At 62.9% G+C, this 16,290-nt stretch carries 14 protein-coding genes and 1 riboswitch; of the genes, 7 read left to right on the top strand and 7 right to left on the bottom strand.

The window, feature by feature from the left end; all coding sequences use genetic code 11:
• Positions 1-139: 139 nt before the first annotated feature.
• Positions 140-658, bottom strand: coding sequence for a GcrA family cell cycle regulator (locus NKJ26_RS25955; protein ID WP_352607824.1), 519 nt, complete (start codon positions 656-658; stop codon positions 140-142).
• Positions 659-1,014: 356 nt separating this feature from the next.
• Between NKJ26_RS25955 and NKJ26_RS25950 the strand changes: the two genes are divergently transcribed.
• The 3 genes from NKJ26_RS25950 to NKJ26_RS25940 all read left to right on the top strand — a co-directional run bounded on the left by NKJ26_RS25950 (position 1,015) and on the right by NKJ26_RS25940 (position 4,303).
• A complete protein-coding gene (locus NKJ26_RS25950) occupies positions 1,015-2,214 on the top strand; it encodes an aspartate aminotransferase family protein (protein WP_352698073.1) in 1,200 nt (399 codons plus the stop codon).
• Positions 2,215-2,230: 16 nt separating this feature from the next.
• Positions 2,231-3,142 (top strand): ornithine carbamoyltransferase, encoded by a 912-nt coding sequence (gene argF, locus NKJ26_RS25945; protein ID WP_352607819.1) that lies wholly within the window; start codon positions 2,231-2,233, stop codon positions 3,140-3,142.
• 129 nt (positions 3,143-3,271) lie between these two features.
• Positions 3,272-4,303 (top strand): Hsp33 family molecular chaperone, encoded by a 1,032-nt coding sequence (locus tag NKJ26_RS25940; RefSeq protein ID WP_352607817.1) that lies wholly within the window; start codon positions 3,272-3,274, stop codon positions 4,301-4,303.
• A gap of 211 nt (positions 4,304-4,514) precedes the next feature.
• Here the strand turns inward: NKJ26_RS25940 and apaG are convergent, their stop codons facing one another.
• Positions 4,515-4,907: a Co2+/Mg2+ efflux facilitator ApaG/CorD gene (gene apaG / locus NKJ26_RS25935; protein WP_352607815.1), complete on the bottom strand. Its 393-nt coding sequence runs from the start codon at positions 4,905-4,907 to the stop codon at positions 4,515-4,517.
• 230 nt (positions 4,908-5,137) lie between these two features.
• Between apaG and NKJ26_RS25930 the strand changes: the two genes are divergently transcribed.
• Positions 5,138-6,289 (top strand): ceramide glucosyltransferase, encoded by a 1,152-nt coding sequence (locus tag NKJ26_RS25930; protein ID WP_352607812.1) that lies wholly within the window; start codon positions 5,138-5,140, stop codon positions 6,287-6,289.
• Between the two features lie 30 nt (positions 6,290-6,319).
• On the opposite strand, the gene NKJ26_RS25925 is transcribed toward NKJ26_RS25930, so the two are convergent.
• Positions 6,320-7,510 (bottom strand): O-succinylhomoserine sulfhydrylase, encoded by a 1,191-nt coding sequence (locus NKJ26_RS25925; RefSeq protein ID WP_352607809.1) that lies wholly within the window; start codon positions 7,508-7,510, stop codon positions 6,320-6,322.
• 56 nt (positions 7,511-7,566) lie between these two features.
• Positions 7,567-7,644, bottom strand: a riboswitch (SAM riboswitch).
• A gap of 140 nt (positions 7,645-7,784) precedes the next feature.
• Between NKJ26_RS25925 and NKJ26_RS25920 the strand changes: the two genes are divergently transcribed.
• Positions 7,785-8,879: a 2'-deoxycytidine 5'-triphosphate deaminase gene (locus tag NKJ26_RS25920; RefSeq protein ID WP_352607807.1), complete on the top strand. Its 1,095-nt coding sequence runs from the start codon at positions 7,785-7,787 to the stop codon at positions 8,877-8,879.
• 100 nt (positions 8,880-8,979) lie between these two features.
• Positions 8,980-9,753, top strand: a complete 774-nt coding sequence (locus NKJ26_RS25915) for an ABC transporter substrate-binding protein (RefSeq protein WP_352698079.1) — start codon at positions 8,980-8,982, stop codon at positions 9,751-9,753.
• Between the two features lie 39 nt (positions 9,754-9,792).
• Here the strand turns inward: NKJ26_RS25915 and araD1 are convergent, their stop codons facing one another.
• The 4 genes from araD1 to chvE form a co-directional block, all read right to left on the bottom strand.
• Positions 9,793-10,785 (bottom strand): AraD1 family protein, encoded by a 993-nt coding sequence (gene araD1 / locus NKJ26_RS25910; RefSeq protein ID WP_352698070.1) that lies wholly within the window; start codon positions 10,783-10,785, stop codon positions 9,793-9,795.
• Between the two features lie 201 nt (positions 10,786-10,986).
• Positions 10,987-12,279: a multiple monosaccharide ABC transporter permease gene (gene mmsB / locus NKJ26_RS25905; RefSeq protein WP_352607803.1), complete on the bottom strand. Its 1,293-nt coding sequence runs from the start codon at positions 12,277-12,279 to the stop codon at positions 10,987-10,989.
• Positions 12,276-13,808, bottom strand: coding sequence for a multiple monosaccharide ABC transporter ATP-binding protein (gene mmsA, locus NKJ26_RS25900; RefSeq protein WP_352698068.1), 1,533 nt, complete (start codon positions 13,806-13,808; stop codon positions 12,276-12,278). Before mmsA ends, mmsB begins: the two co-directional genes overlap by 4 nt.
• Before the next feature lie 99 nt (positions 13,809-13,907).
• A complete protein-coding gene (chvE, locus tag NKJ26_RS25895) occupies positions 13,908-14,978 on the bottom strand; it encodes a multiple monosaccharide ABC transporter substrate-binding protein (RefSeq protein ID WP_352607799.1) in 1,071 nt (356 codons plus the stop codon).
• A gap of 312 nt (positions 14,979-15,290) precedes the next feature.
• Between chvE and NKJ26_RS25890 the strand changes: the two genes are divergently transcribed.
• The gene (locus NKJ26_RS25890; RefSeq protein WP_352607797.1) at positions 15,291-16,280 is read left to right on the top strand and encodes a LysR family transcriptional regulator; all 990 of its coding nucleotides are present in this window, start codon (positions 15,291-15,293) and stop codon (positions 16,278-16,280) included.
• The last annotated feature ends 10 nt before the right edge of the window (positions 16,281-16,290 follow it).

Raw genomic sequence — 16,290 nt, 5'->3', positions numbered from 1 at the left:
TAGGGCAGTAGGGCAGTAGGGCAGTAGGGCAGTAGGGCAGTAGGGCAGTAGGGCAGTAGGGCAGTAGGGCAGTAGGATGGCATCTCGTGAGCGCGGCTTTCTGCACACATACTGCCCTACTGCCCTATTCCCTTATTTCCTATCGATTGCGCCGCCGCTCCGCCGCTGGCTGGAACGCCACGCGGGCGTGGTATTTGCAGTAGGGGCCGGTCTCGGCGGCTTCGTTGCCGCAGAAGTTGAAGTCCTCGGAAAGCGGATCGCCGTTCGGCCATTTGCAGGTCCGTTCGGTCAGCTCGACGAGCTGCAGGTGCCGCGAGATCGGCACCACGACATTCTCGACCGGGCGGATATAGTGGCGCGCCACCGGTTCGGCGTCGAACTGCGTCTGCAGGGCCGTCGCGCCGATCGATGTCGTGACGTGGCGTGTGGCACTTGCCGCCCGCGCCACCGATTTCTGAACGGTCGATCCTTGCGTCGCCTTCTTCTGGCGCGCGGGGCTCGCCGTTGCGCGGCCGCGACCCGACAGCTTCAGCCTGTGCACCTTGCCGATGACGGCATTGCGGCTGACCCCACCAAGTTGGGCAGCAATCTGGCTTGCGCTCAGACCCTCCGACCACAGTTTCCTGAGAAGTTCGACCCGCTCGTCAGTCCAGTTCATGAGACCGCGCTCCTGCTAAGCGTGCGGCACTCGGAATCCATTCCCGACCCAGCACCACTGCTGGGGCAGACACCACATATATCTGGTGATTAGGTCCGCCGCACGAAATCTAGTTATTTCCCGACTACAATTACCTTATGCGCTGACTCGGTGACAAGAGTCCCGGGCGCAACACGAATCAGTTTTTTCGGTTTTCCCCAACTTGCCCGGTCGCTTATGACCCGGCGTCTCGTCGGAGGGCTTGCCGCGTGGCACTACGCGACGTTTTCGTTGACTTCATGGCCGAAAAACCCGATAAGCCGCAAAGGCCGCCGCTTTGGCGGCTTTTTGATTTTCCGGTACCGGAGACGCATATAATGAGCGGTTCGGCGCTTTACGAGACCTTTTCTCGGGCACCCCTGGCCTTCGACCACGGGGAAGGCACATGGCTGATTACCGACAAGGGCGAGCGATATCTCGATTTCGCCGGCGGCATCGCGGTCAATTCGCTCGGCCACAGCCATCCGCATCTGGTCGCCGCGCTCACCGAGCAGGCGGCAAAGCTGTGGCATGTCTCCAACCTCTATGAGATTCCGGGGCAGAGCCGGCTTGGCGAGCGGCTGGCCGAGGTCACCTTCGCGGACAAGGTGTTCTTCACCAATTCCGGCGCAGAGGCCCTGGAATGCGCGATCAAGACGGCGCGGCGCTATCATTTCGTCAAGGGAAATCCCGAGCGTTTCCGCGTCATCACCTTTGAAGGCGCCTTCCATGGCCGCACGCTGGCGACCATCGCGGCCGGCGGCCAGTATAAATATCTCGAGGGGTTCGGACCCAAGGTCGAGGGCTTCGACCAGGTCGGCTTCGACGACATCGACGCGGCCGAGAAGGCGATCAATCCGGAAACCGCCGCGATCCTTATCGAACCGGTTCAGGGTGAGGGCGGTATCCGCCCGGTGCCGACGCAATCGCTGAAGCGGCTGCGTCAGCTCTGCGACCAGCACGGCCTGTTGTTGATCTACGACGAGGTCCAGTGCGGCATCGGCCGCACCGGAAAACTGTTCGCGCATGAATGGTCCGGCGTCACGCCCGACATCATGGCGATTGCCAAGGGCATTGGCGGCGGCTTCCCGATGGGCGCCTGCCTTGCCACCGACGAAGCGGCTGTCGGCATGACCGCAGGCGTGCATGGCACCACTTTCGGCGGCAATCCGCTGGCCATGGCGGTCGGCAACGCCGTTCTCGACGTGGTGCTGGAAGACGGCTTCCTGGAAGACGTCCAGCGCAAGGCGTTGCTGATGAAGCAGGGGTTGGCGTCTGTCGCCGACGAGTTTCCCGAAATCATCGAGGACATCAGGGGCAGCGGGCTGATGCTCGGCCTTAAATGCGCCATGCCCAACACCAAGGTGAACATGGCGCTGCGCGACCAGCATCTGTTGGCTGTCCCGGCCGGCGACAATGTCATTCGCCTGCTGCCGCCGCTCACGGTCACCGACGCCGAGATCCACGAAGCTCTCAACCGCATCCGCGCCAGCGCCAAGGGCCTGGCGGAGGCGATCGCCTCCGCCGCCGCGAAGTAATCCCGGAAACATGCCGATGAGCCCTCGTCACTTCACCGATCTTTCCGCTGTTTCCGAAGGCGACCTGCGCTTCATGCTGGACGATGCCGTGGTGCGAAAGGCACGTCTAAAGGCCGGCGAGCGGACCAAGCCGCTCGAAGGCAAGGTGCTGGCCATGATCTTCGACAAGCCGTCGACGCGCACACGGGTCTCCTTCGACGTCGGCATGCGCCAGCTTGGCGGCGAGACCATCATGCTGACCGGCACCGAAATGCAGCTCGGCCGCTCCGAGACCATTGCCGACACTGCCAAGGTGCTGTCGCGCTACGTCGACGCGATCATGATCCGCACCACCTCGCATGAGCGGCTGCTCGAACTCACCGAGAACGCCACCGTTCCGGTCATCAACGGGCTGACTGACGACACCCATCCCTGCCAGCTGATGGCCGATATCATGACCTTCGAGGAGCATCGCGGCCCGGTTGCCGGCAAGACCATCGCCTGGACCGGCGACGGCAACAATGTGCTGCATTCGCTGCTCGAGGCCTCGGCGCGGTTCCGCTTCAACCTCAACGTCGCCGTGCCAGAAGGCAGCGAGCCGGCACAGAAGCATGTCGACTGGTCGCAGGCGCATGGCGGCAAGCTCTCATTCACCCGCTCGCCCGAGGAAGCCGTCGACCAGGCCGACTGCATCGTCACCGACTGCTGGGTGTCGATGGGCCAGGAGCACCGCGCCCGCGGCCACAACGTGTTCTCGCCTTATCAGGTCAATGCCAAACTGATGGCCAAGGCAAAGCCGGACGCGCTGTTCATGCATTGTTTGCCGGCGCATCGCGGCGAGGAAGTGACCGACGAGGTCATCGATGGCCCACATTCGGTGGTCTTCGACGAGGTCGAGAACCGGCTCCATGCGCAGAAGGCCGTGCTTGCCTGGTGTCTTGGCGCTTGAAGTGTCTTGGCGGTTGAAGTGTCTTGGCGCCTGAAGTGTCTGCGAGCTTGATCTGCGCGAGTGCGATGCCTATCTGCGCCGCATCACGCAAATCAAGCGCGTTTCGTCGCATGCTCCCGAGAGGGCGGCATGGCCGCGCCCTGGAGCCTTGTCATGTTGGAAACTTATCAAGTGACTGAACATCATCCCAAACTCGGCGAGTTCGGCTATGCCGGCGACGACCACGTCGTGCCCTTCGAGGTCGGTCCGCTCGACGTGCGCGGCCGTACCGTCCAACTCGGGCCGATGCTCGATGCCATTCTCGGCCGTCACGACTACCCCGAGCCGGTCGCCCGGCTGCTGGCGGAAGCCTGTGTTCTGACGGTACTGCTCGGTACCTCGCTCAAGTTCGAGGGCAAGTTCATCCTGCAGACCCGCACCGACGGGCCAGTCGACATGCTGGTCGCGGATTTCTCGACGCCCTCGGCGCTGCGGGCCTATGCGCGTTTCGACGCCGACCGGCTAGAGGCGTTGGTCGCAGCCGGCGAAACGTCTCAGCAGACGCTGCTCGGCAGCGGCGTGCTGGCACTGACCATTGATCAGGGTGCTCATACGCAGCGTTACCAGGGTATCGTCCAACTCGACGGCGAAACGCTGGAAGACGCGGCACGCACCTATTTCCGCCAATCGGAACAGATCCCGACGGATATCAGGCTCTCGGTCGCCAAGTTGTTGACGCCAAGCGTCGGCGGCGCGCGCGAACAGTGGCGCGCCGGCGGCATCCTGGCTCAGTTCCTGCCGCAGTCGCCCGAGCGCATGCGCATTCCGGACCTGCCGGGCGGCGACGGCGATCCGCGCGACGAGATCCACGACCCAGCCGACAATTCCTGGCAGGAATTGCTGGCCTTGCTCGGCACCATCGAGCCGACCGAACTGATCGATCCGACGATCGGCGCCGAGCGGCTGCTCTATCGTCTGTTCCACGAACATGGCGTACGCGTCTTCGGCGGCGTCCCCGTCACCGATCAATGCTCATGCTCCAGGGACAAGATCCGTGGCATCCTCGAGGGCTTTTCGGCGCAGGAGATCAAGGATAGCACCGAAGATGGCGGCATCCATGTCGCCTGCGAGTTCTGCTCGACGCAGTACGATTTCGACCCCGCGGAATTCGCGGCTCAATAAGCACCTTCCTTCTCCCCGTTCTGCGGGGAGAAGGTGCCCGGAGGGTGGATGAGGGGCGGCGCTGGTTTTTGGGCGATTGTCTCGCGTCCGCAGGCGCGGTTGTGCATTGGAGATGCCCCCGCGGTCCGATGCTGCCTCTCATTGTCCTGCCGGACATTTCTCGCCGTTAATGACGGGAGAAAAACGCTGTCGTCGGAGCCTTCGCCAACCGTTAATTCACCGTCCGCCGCTTGCCCGGCAGGTCCAGCGAGAAAGCGGGGATGGCGACGTCGAACGTCTCCCCGCGCTTGTTGCGCATCGTGTAGTGCCCGACCATGATACCTGACGGCGTCGGGAGCGGGCAGCCGGACGTGTATTGATAGCTGTCGCCGGGATTGAGCTCGGGCTGATCGCCGACCACGCCGGGGCCGCGCACCTCCTCGACCCGGCCGGTGCCGTCGGTGATGTGCCAATAGCGCGACAACAGTTGCACGAACTCGTCCGACTGGTTGTCGATCGTTATGTGGTAGCCCCAGACATAGCGGTTCTCCGAAGGATCCGAGCGATCCTCGAGGTAAAATGGCCTGACCTGCACTTCGATCTGGCGCGTGACGGCGCGATACATGAGCGGCTCCAAACAATCCAGGCGGAACTTTCGGCGCTCTCCGCGGTTCGGTCAACGGAGCGCGGCCTTTGTCGCCAACCCTGAGGGGGCAGGTGCCGACAAACAATGTCATTTAAGTGACACATGACAATGATGGTGTGCGCCAACCACCGCCGGGCGACTCGGGCGCTCTGTCGAACTGTCGAAAACGGCCCTGCGCGGGCCGGTTTTTGTGGAGTGACCGGATCTCGATGGAACTCGCTCTCATAGCCGCATCGCTTTCTACTGCTCTCATTGTCTTGAACATCGCCAGCATCGTGCTCGCCGCCTCGCGCCTGAGGCGACGCCACATCATGGCACCGCCGACCGGCAAGCCGATGCCGGTGTCGATCGTCGTGCCTTCGCGCGGCGTCGAGCCGTTTACGCGCGAGACGCTGCAACGCGCTTTCTCGCTCGACTGGCCACGCTACGAACTGATCTTCTGTGTCGCCCATGCCGACGATCCGGTGGTCAAACTGATCCGCGCCGCCACCGCCCGCTTTCCCGCCGTGCCCGCCCGCTTGCTGATCGGCAATGACCGCGTCAGCGCCAATCCCAAGCTCAACAATTGCGTCAAGGGATGGGAGGCGGCGCGCCACGACTGGGTTATCCTTGCCGATTCCAACGTGCTGATGCCGAGGGATTACGTCCAGCATCTGCTGGCGGCATGGGGGCCGGAAACCGGTCTTGTCTGCTCGACGCCGATCGGCTCCCGGCCCGACGGGTTCTGGGCCGATGTCGAATGCGCCTTCCTCAACACGCTGCAGGCCCGCTGGCAATATGCCGGCGAGGCGCTCGGCCTTGGCTTCGCGCAGGGCAAGAGCATGCTCTGGAACAAGCCGATGCTCGACGCCAATGGCGGCATCCGCGCGCTGGCGGCTGAGATCGCCGAGGACGCCGCCGCGACCAAACTGGTGAACGGCCTCGGCTTGCGCGTCAATCTCGTTTCCTCGCCGTTCGAGCAGCCGCTCGGCCGGCGCACGCTTGGCGAGATCTGGTCGCGCCAGGCCCGTTGGGCGCGACTGCGCCGCGTCACCTTCCCGCTCTTCTTCGCGCCCGAAATCCTGACCGGCGCCGCGGTGCCGCTGGTGCTTGCGCTGGTAGCGGCGGCGAGTGCCGGTTTCAGCCTGCCGCTGACCTTCGTCGCCGTGCTGGCGGCCTTCTATCTTCCGGAATGCGCCCTGGCTTGGGGCAAGGGCTGGCACCTGTCGCCGCGCATGATCGCGGCTATGATGATGCGCGACATGATCGTGCCGGGGATGTGGGCGCGCGGCTGGCTTGGCGGCGCCGTCGACTGGCGCGGCAACGCGATGACCATTGGCACCAAGGCCGCCGAACTGGAAGAGACGCCGTCGAGTGCCTGATGGCAGCCAGGCGCGCTACCTGGGCCGATCCTATATTGCGGCCTTCAACGCCTGTGCGATGTCTTCCAGAAGATCGTCGCTATCTTCCAGGCCGACCGACAGCCTGAGCGTACCCGGCCCGATGCCGAGTTCGGCCCGCGCCTCGTCGCTCAAATTCTTGTGCGTCGTTGTCGCTGGATGGGTGATCAGGCTCTTGGCGTCGCCGAGATTGTTGGAGATCAGCACGATGTCCAGCGCGTTCTGCAAGGCGAAGGCCGCCTGCTTGCCGCCCTTGACCTCGAGGCAGATCAGCGTCGAGCCGCCCGACATCTGCTTCCTGACGATATCGGCCTGCGGATGGTCGGCGCGGCCGGGATAGATGACGCGGGCAATCTGCGGCTGCTCGGCCAGGAAATCGGCGATCTTGCCGGCGCTCTCCGTCTGCTGGCGCACGCGCAGGGGCAGCGTCTCCAGGCCTTTCAACAGCGTCCAGGCATTGAAGGGGGACAGGCTCGGACCTGTGTGGCGGAAATAATCGTGCAAATTCTCATCGATCCACTTCTTGTCCGACAGGATCACGCCGCCCAGACAGCGGCCCTGGCCGTCAATGTGTTTGGTCGCCGAATAAACGACGATGTGCGCGCCGAGCTGCAGTGGCTTCTGCTGCAAGGGCGTGGCAAAGACATTGTCGACGACAAGCCGCGCGCCGATCGAATTGGCAAGCGCGGCGACGGCGGCGATGTCGACGACTTCCAGCGTCGGGTTGGTCGGGCTTTCCAGGAAGAACAGCTTGGTGTTGGGCCTGACCGCCTTTTCCCAGTTGGCGATGTCGGTGCCGTCGACCAGCGTGGCCTCGATGCCGTACCGCGGTGCCAGCGTCTCGACCACCCAGCGGCAGGAGCCGAACAGCGCGCGCGCCGCCACGATGTGGTCGCCAGCCTTGGCGCTGCACAGGAGCGCCGCCGTCACCGCCGCCATGCCGGAGGCCGTGGCGCGTGCATCCTCCGCGCCTTCCAGCGCGCACATGCGCTTCTCGAACATGTCGACGGTCGGATTGGCGTAGCGCGAATAGATGAAGCCCGGTTCCTCGCCCTTGAAGCGAGCTTCGGCGGCCTGCGCCGTTTCATAGACATAACCTTGGGTCAGGTACATCGCCTCGGAGGTTTCGCCGAAGCCGGAACGCAGGGTTCCGCCGTGCACGAGTGCGGTCTGAGGTTTCCAGTTACGCTTCTTGGTGCTCATTGTTTTGTTCCAGACACAAAAAAACCGGCCGCGAAAGTCGCAACCGGTCCATACGGCCTCGCGGCCCGACGGTCCTTTAGCGACTTGTTTAACGTGGCTGCAAGCCGACCGGCCAAATCACCACGGGATAACGACCCTTTAGACCCGCGCCACGCTTGCGTCAATTGTCGGCTTCATTAAGAGAGTTGTACCAAGCAGGTTCGGCAGAAGCGTTCCACGGTTTTGCGGCAGGGATCTGCGACAAGAAATCGCCCGGTCTTGGAGCAGGCGGCCTTTGCGGCAGACAGGCATTCTTCCCGATCAGGACATTTCGGCGCTGTTCCAGTCCGGCGCGCTGAAGTCGCCGCGCGCGCTCGATGCCGACCAGATCCAGCCGGCCAGCCTCGATCTGAGGCTTGGCGACAAGGCCTGGCGGGTGCGCGCTTCTTTCCTGCCCGGGCCCAACCACAAGGTGTCGGAAAAACTCGACCGGTTGAAGCTGCACGAGATCAGCCTCGCCGACGGCGCCGTGCTGGAAACCGGCTGCGTCTATATCGTGCCCCTGCTCGAAACCCTGGCGCTGCCGGCGAAGATTTCCGCCTCGGCCAATCCGAAGAGCTCGACCGGACGGCTAGACATCTTCACCCGTGTCATGACCGACCGCGGCCACGAGTTCGACAAGATCGCCGCCGGCTACCATGGCCCGCTGTACCTCGAAGTCAGCCCGCGCACCTTCCCGATCGTTGCGCGCACTGGCTCGCGCCTGTCGCAGATACGCTTCCGCACCGGCAACGCGCTCTTGTCGGAGGCCGAACTGAGCGAGTTGCATCGCGCCGAGATGCTTGTCGCCACCGAGCCGCCGAACATCTCCGGCGGCGGCATCGCGCTGTCGATCGACCTCAAAGGCGATCAAAGCGGGCTGGTCGGCTATCGCGGCAAGCATCACACCGGCCTCGTCGACGTCGACAAGCGCGCAGCACAGGAGGTCGTCGATTTCTGGGAGCCGATCCACAAGAGCGGCGCCGGCGAATTGGTGCTCGACCCGGACGAGTTCTACATCCTGGTCAGCCAGGAGGCGGTGCATGTGCCCCCGCTTTACGCCGCTGAGATGACACCCTTCGATCCATTGGTCGGCGAGTTTCGCGTTCACTACGCCGGTTTCTTCGATCCAGGCTTCGGTCACTCGGCGGCTGGCGGTACCGGCAGCCGGGCGGTGCTCGAAGTGCGCAGCCATGAAGTGCCGTTCATTCTCGATCATGGCCAGATCGTCGGCCGGCTGGTCTACGAACACATGCTGAAACGGCCACAGGCGCTCTATGGCACCGATCTCGGCTCCAACTACCAGGCGCAGGGCCTGAAATTGTCGAAGCATTTTCGCGCCGCGCGCTGAACGTCGATTCCAGTCAGGCAAAATACTTGCCTGTCATGGCGGGCCATGCTTGGCTGCCGTTGCCGGCCTCGACATGACGGCACTCAAGGGGAACAAGAAGATGCAGATTTCGAAATGGATCCTGTCGGGGGCGGCGGCCGCCATGCTGGCGCTCGGTGCCGGCTCGCTGTCGGCCGAGGCGGCGGAAAAAATCAAGATCGGCACCGAGGGCGCCTATCCGCCGTTCAACACCATCACGTCGGACGGCAAGGTCGTCGGCTTCGATATCGACATCGCAAACGCCCTGTGCGCGCAGATGAAGGTCGAGTGCGAAATCGTCACGCAGGACTGGGACGGCATCATTCCCGCCCTGCAGGCCAAGAAGTTCGATGCCATCATCGCCTCGATGAGCATCACCGAGGAGCGCAAGAAGCAGGTCGCCTTTACCCACAAATACTATACGACACCGCTCTCGCTCGTCGCCCTGAAGAACAGCGACATCGCCTCGACCGAACCGGCGGCACTCGCCGGTAAGACGGTCGGCGCACAGGCTTCGACAACACAGGCCAACTACGCCCAGGACGTCTATGGCAAGGCAGGCGCCGAGGCGAAGCTCTACCCGACCCAGGAAGAGGCGATCACCGATCTCCAGAACGGCCGCCTCGACGCCGTCCTCTCGGACAAGTTCGTGCTGATGGACTGGATGAAGAAGGCGAGCGACGGCTGCTGCAAGATGGTCGGCGACGTCAAGGGCACGGAGACCGAAGCCGGCATCGCCGTGCGCCTGGAAGACACCGCGCTGCGCGACAAGCTGAACGCGGCCATCGACGCCATCGTCGCTGACGGCACCTACAAGAAAATCCAGGCCAAGTATTTCGACTTCGACATCTATTGAGAAACTGCCGATCTCCCCGCGAGTGGGGAGATCGCCCCATCACAGCGCCTTCACCGCCACCTTCACCGGCTGCTCGATCTCAAGCGGGTTGCGCAGCGGCAGGCCGAAATCCGTGGCTTCGATCTCGAAAACGTCGCCGGCTTCGGTCTTGATACCGTCGGCGAAGGACAGCGTCGCGGTGCCGAACATGTGCACATGCACGTCGCCCGGCTGGCGGAAGGCCGAATATTTGAAATGGTGGTGTTCGAGATTGGCGATGGTGTGCGACATGTTGGCTTCGCCCGACAGGAACGGCTTTTCCCACAGCATCTTGCTGTCGCGGTAAATGCGCGAGGCGCCCCGGACATCGGCGGGGAGATCGCCGACCAGGATCTCCGGCCCAAACGAGGCGTTGCGCAGCTTGGAGTGGGCAAGGAAAAGGTAGTTCACACGCTCGGTGACATGGTCGGAAAACTCGTTCGACAGCGTGAAGCCGACACGGAACGGCGCGCCGTCGTCGCCGATGACATAGATGCCGGCAATCTCGGGCTCCTCGCCGGCGTCCTTGGCGAACGCCGGTGACAGCAGTGCCGCGCCAGGCGCCACGGCCATCGTGCCATTGCCCTTGTAGAACCATTCCGGCTGTACGCCGACCTGGCCTTTCGCGGGTTTGCCGCCTTCCAGGCCCATGCGGAACATCTTCATGGAATCGGTGAGTTGCTCCTCGCCATCGGTGCTGAGCTTCTTGTGCATGGAATCGCGCGTCGCCGCCGAGCCGAGATGCGTTAGCCCCGTGCCGGTCAGATGCAGATGCGCCGGATCGGGATGGTTGATCGGCGACAAAAGCCGCCCCTTCTTGTAGGCGGCTTCCAGGTCGATCGTCTCGCCGAGCCCCTTGCGCTCGATCAGCGCGGCGAGGCCGACGCCGGTGCGGGCGGCTTCCATCGCCAGCGAATAGACGCTGCGCGCCCCGTTGATGATCCGGGTCTTGCCGCCGTTGCGGGCAACGACACGGATGGTCTCGGCGTCGTCGAGAATCTGCGAGATCAGCATTATCAGTCCTCTCTCATATGTCTTGGCATGGTTGCCTTTTGGCAAACCCTAAACTGCGCGGCTCGGACTGGCCGCGCCACGGGTTGAACTCTTCATCCGGATTGCGCTCGCGAGCCCGGTCCCTGAGGGGACTTCTTCGAGCCGGCGAATGCCGGCAGCGCCGCGACCGTATGCCTCCTGCTTGCCTGGCCTGAAGCCTGTTCAAGCCTTGTTCTTGTTGTAGACGTCGAAGATCACGGCGCCGAGCAGCACCAGGCCCTTGACCACTTGCTGCCAGTCGACATTGACGCCCATGATCGACATGCCGTTGTTCATCACGCCCATGATAAAGCCGCCGACCACCGCGCCGATGACCTGACCGACGCCACCCATCGCCGAGGCGCCGCCGATGAACACCGCGGCGATGACGTCGAGTTCGCTGCCGAGGCCTGCGGCCGGCACGGCCTGGCCAAGGCGCGCCGCGATGATCAGGCCGCCAAGCGCCGACAGCACGCCCATATTGATGAACACCATCAGCGTCAGCCGTTCGGTCTTGATGCCCGACAGCTGCGCGGCCTTGGCATTGCCGCCCATTGCATAGATGCGGCGGCCGATCGTCATGCGCTTGGTGACGAAGACGAACAGCGAGATCAGCAAGCCCATGACGAGCAGCACCACCGGCAGGCCCCTGTAGCTGGCGAACTGGTAGACCAGGAACAACGCCAGCGCACTGCCGACCAGCGTCTTGATGACGAACAGGGGAAAGGGCTCGGCCTCATAGCCGTGGCGTTCGCGTTTGCGTCGCGTCCGCAGCCCGAAATAGGCATAGGCCAGAACAGCGACCAGGCCCAGCACGATCGTCGTCATGTGCAGCGTCAAGCCGCTGCCCAAAATCGTCTTGCCGGCTGCATTCACCGTTGGCGGGATCAGCGTCAGCGGTCCGATGACGTCTGGAATGAAGCCGGAGCTGAGCGCCTTGAAGCCGGCAGGCAGCGGCCCGACCGAAGATCCGCCGCCGAGCAGCGCCTGGCAGATGCCGCGGAAGATCAGCATGCCGGCCAGCGTCACGATGAAGCTCGGTATTCGATGATAGGCGATCCAGTAGCCTTGCGCCGCGCCGATCAGGCCGCCCACGATCAGGCAGACGATCGAAACCACCAGCGGGTTGCTGAATATCCCGAGCGGCCAGATCACCATCATCATCGCCGCCAGCGCGCCGATGAAGCCGGCCACGGACCCCACGCTGAGGTCGATATGGCCCGACACGATGACCAGCAGCATGCCGAGCGCCATCACGATGATGAAGGAGTTCTGCTGTACCAGGTTGCTCAGGTTCACCGGTTTGAACAGCGTTCCCGACGTGGTGAACTGAAAGAACACCATGATGGCGATCAGCGCCAGGATCAGGCCGTATTCGCGCAGGTTCGTCGTCAGCGCCGATACGGCGATGCGTGGACGCTGCCCTACATCCTCGGCGACGTTGCTCTGCGGGGCGGGGGCGCTTTCCGTACTCATGCTGCTTTTCCTTCTCCCCGAACGATGGCGCGCATGATTTTTTCTTGGCTTGCGTCCGCCGCGGGCATTTCGCCGACGATGCGGCCTTCGTTCATGACGTAGATGCGGTCGGTGATGCCGAGCAGTTCTGGCATTTCCGACGAGATGACCACGATCGCCTTACCTTCAGCGGCGAGGCGCGCGATGATCGTATAGATTTCATATTTGGCGCCGACATCGATGCCGCGCGTCGGCTCGTCCAGGATCAGCACTTCCGGGTCGGCGAACAGCCATTTCGACAGCACCACCTTCTGCTGGTTGCCGCCGGAAAGATTGCCGGTCATCTGATAGACGCTGGAAGCGCGGATATTGGTCTGCTTGCGATAGTCGTTGGCGACGGCAAGCTCGCGCAAATCGTCGATCACGCTGTGGCGCGACACGCCGCCGAGATTGGCCAGCGTAATGTTGTGCTTGATGTGGTCGATGAGGTTGAGGCCGTAGGTCTTGCGATCCTCGGTCACATAGGCGATGCCGTGCTCGACTGCCCTGCTCACCGAGGAGACATCGATCGGCTTGCCCTTGAGCAGCACCTCGCCGGTGATGCGGCGGCCATAGGAGCGGCCAAACAGGCTCATCGCGAATTCGGTTCGCCCGGCGCCCATCAGCCCAGCAATGCCGACCACCTCGCCCTTGCGCACATTGATGTCGATGCCCTTGATCACCTGCCGCTCGGCATGGAGCGGGTGATAGACCGACCAAGTCTTCACTTCGAACACGACTTCACCGATGTCAGGCTCGCGTGGCGGATAGCGGTCGTCGAGCGAACGGCCGACCATCGAGGTGATGATGCGGTCTTCCGAGATGTCCTTCTTGGCCAAGGTTTCGATGGTGCGCCCGTCACGGATGACGGTCACCTTGTCGGCGACCCGGTTCACCTCGTTGAGCTTGTGCGAGATCAGGATCGAAGTCATGCCTTGACGCTTGAATTCGAGCAGAAGGTCGAGCAGCGCCTGGCTGTCCTTTTCGCTGAGCGACGCCGTCGGCTCGTCGAGGATCAAAAGCTTGACCTCCTTGCTCAGCGCCTTGGCGATCTCGACCAGCTGCTGCTTGCCGACACCGATGTTGGTGATCAGCGTCTTGGGGTCCTCCTTGAGGCCGACCTTCTTCAACAGGGCGCTGGTGCGCGCCTCATTGGCGTGCCAGTCGATGACGCCGTATCGGGCGTGTTCGTTGCCGAGGAAGATGTTTTCGGTGATCGACAGCATCGGCACCAGAGCAAGCTCCTGGTGAATGATGACGATGCCCTTTCGTTCGCTGTCATGGATGCCCTTGAATTGGCATTCCTGGCCCTGAAAGATAATCTGGCCGTCATAGGTGCCGGAGGGATAGACGCCCGACAGCACTTTCATCAGCGTCGATTTGCCAGCGCCGTTCTCGCCAACCACGGCGTGGATCTCGCCTTCCTCGACCCGTAGGTTGACGTTCGACAGCGCCTTGACGCCGGGAAACGTCTTGGTGATGTCCTGCATCTCCAAAATCGTCGAGGCCATGGGTAAAAGTGCTCCTGCGAGACCCGCAACAATACCGGGGTCGCTGGTGAACGAAAAGGGGCCCTGCGTCGCGCAGGACCCCTGGCTATGCAACCGAATTTACTTCAGTTCGTCGGCCTTGATGTAGCCGGAGTCGACGACCAGAGCCTGGTAGTTCGACTTGTCGACCTCATGCGGCGTCAACAGGATCGAGGGAACGACCTTGACGTCGTTGTTGTAGGTCTTTTCATCGAGGCCTTCCGGCTTGCCGCCCGAGAGCACCTTGTCGACGAGTTCGACGGTGGCCTTGGCCAGTTCGCGGGTATCCTTGAACACGGTCGAGTACTGCTCGCCCGAGATGATCAGCTTGACCGAGGCGGTCTCGGCGTCCTGGCCGGTGACGATCGGCCACGGCTGAGCCTCCGTGCCGTAACCGACGGCGCGCAGCGAGGCGGTGATGCCGCGCGACAGGCCGTCATAGGGCGACAGAACGCCATCGACGCGGCTGCCATCCGAGTAGTTGGCGGAGAGCAGATTGTCCATGCGCGCCTGGGCGGTAGCGGCGAGCCAACGCAGCGTGCCGACCTTGTCCATGCCGGTCTGGCCGGACTTGATCTTGATCGAGCCGTCGTCGATCAGCGGCTGCAGGACGGAAATCGCACCGTTGTAGAAGAAGAAGGCATTGTTGTCGTCGGGCGAGCCGCCGAACAGTTCGACGTTCCACGGCTTGGTGTTCGGGAAGCGCTCCTTCAGACCCTTGACCAGCGAATTCGCCTGGATCACGCCAACGCCGAAATTGTCGAAAGTGGTATAGTAATCGACATTGGCCGTCTTCTTGATCAGGCGGTCATAGGCGACGACGACGACGCCGGCATCAGCGGCCTTCTGCAGCGCATCCGACAGGGTGGTGCCGTCGATCGAGGCGATGATCAGCGCCTTTGGACCCTTGGTGATTTCGTTTTCCAGCTGGCTGAGCTGGTTGGGGATGTCGTCCTGCGCATATTGCAGGTCGACCGTATAACCCAGAGCCTCGAGCTGGGACTTGACGGCGTCGCCGTCGTTGATCCAGCGCTGCGACGTCTTGGTGGGCATCAGCACGCCGACGAGACCCTTGTCGGCCGCGTGCGCCGAATAGGTCATGGCAGCGATGCCAAGGGCCGCGACGGCGGCCAGCGTCTTGATGATCTTCACAATTACTCTCCCTGGTTGATGGACGCGATACCTCGGGGCTTCGCGGGCCGCGCAGTCGAGCAGAAGCGCAAGCGCCACTGTCGTCTATCGATCTCCGGTATCCTCCCAATCGGCCCCAGGACACTGATTCCAATCGACACGATTTTCCTCGTCATCGACTGGCACGTCCCAGGACGCACGAAGGGTGTGGCTCTTTGCTATAACTGTCAAATGCGATCTTTGATGGTTGCTATACCATGATTGATATGTGTTATTGAGACGCGACAGGTCGCATCGAATGCCGTCCGGCTCTATGTCGAAGCAAGGAAAGCCATGGCAGCACTACGAAATCCGGCCGCGGCTTCAAACGATTACAGCGAGAAGCCGGGCGATGGCGAAACCCTGCTGCGCAGCGGTCTCAGCCTGCGTCACATGCGCATGATCGTCGCGCTCGACGACCATGGCCGCGTGAGCGCGGCCGCCCAAGTGATGAACATTTCGCAGCCGGCTGCCTCCCGCATGATCAGCGAGATGGAGGCCGTGCTGGAAGTCAGACTGTGCGAAAGGCTGCCGCGCGGCGTCACCTTGACACCCTACGGCAAGGCGCTGGCAAGGCGCGCGCGCTCGATCCTGCTGGAGATGCGCGAGGTCGATCGCGAGATTTCAGAGCTCAAGGCGGGCAAGGGCGGCTCGGTGTTTCTCGGTGCCGTCACGGCGCCGGCGATCGAACTGGCGGTGCCGGCAATCCGCGAAATACGCCGCGTCTATCCGCGCATCGAGATTAACATGCAGGTGGAAACTTCGAATGTGCTGGCGCGCGAGCTGATCGCCACGCGCCATGATTTCATCATCGCGCGCATCCCCGACGATCTTAATCCGCGGCTGTTCGAGTCCCGCGTCATCGGCGTCGAGAAAGCCTGCCTGATCGTGCGCCGGGGCCACCCGCTCACCAGGACCAAGGCGGTGCCGCTGGAAGACACCGCCGCCTACGACTGGGTCTTCCAGTCGGGCGGCTCGCCGCTGCGCCAGGCGATGGAGAGCAATTTCCTCAACCGCAACATTGCCCTGCCGGACCGTATTCTCAACACCAGTTCGCTGCTCCTGACGCTGGTTATGGTCGCGCAGTCCGATGCCATCGCACCGGTATCGATCCAGGTGGCGAAATTCATCCAGAATCCCGATGGGCTGGCGGGCGCCATCGACGTCGTCCAGACAGAATTCGACATCGAGGTCCGGCCTTACAGCCTCATCACGGTCAAGAACCGTGTGCTGTCGCCGGCGGCCAAGATGCTGCACGACTTCATCCTGCGCGAAGTCGGGTGATGGAACGAGA

Source organism: Mesorhizobium sp. M0152 (assembly GCF_040322415.1).
GTDB lineage: Bacteria > Pseudomonadota > Alphaproteobacteria > Rhizobiales > Rhizobiaceae > Mesorhizobium.
Note: the sequence above shows the minus strand (reverse complement) of the source record. Positions and strands in the feature narration are given on the sequence as shown.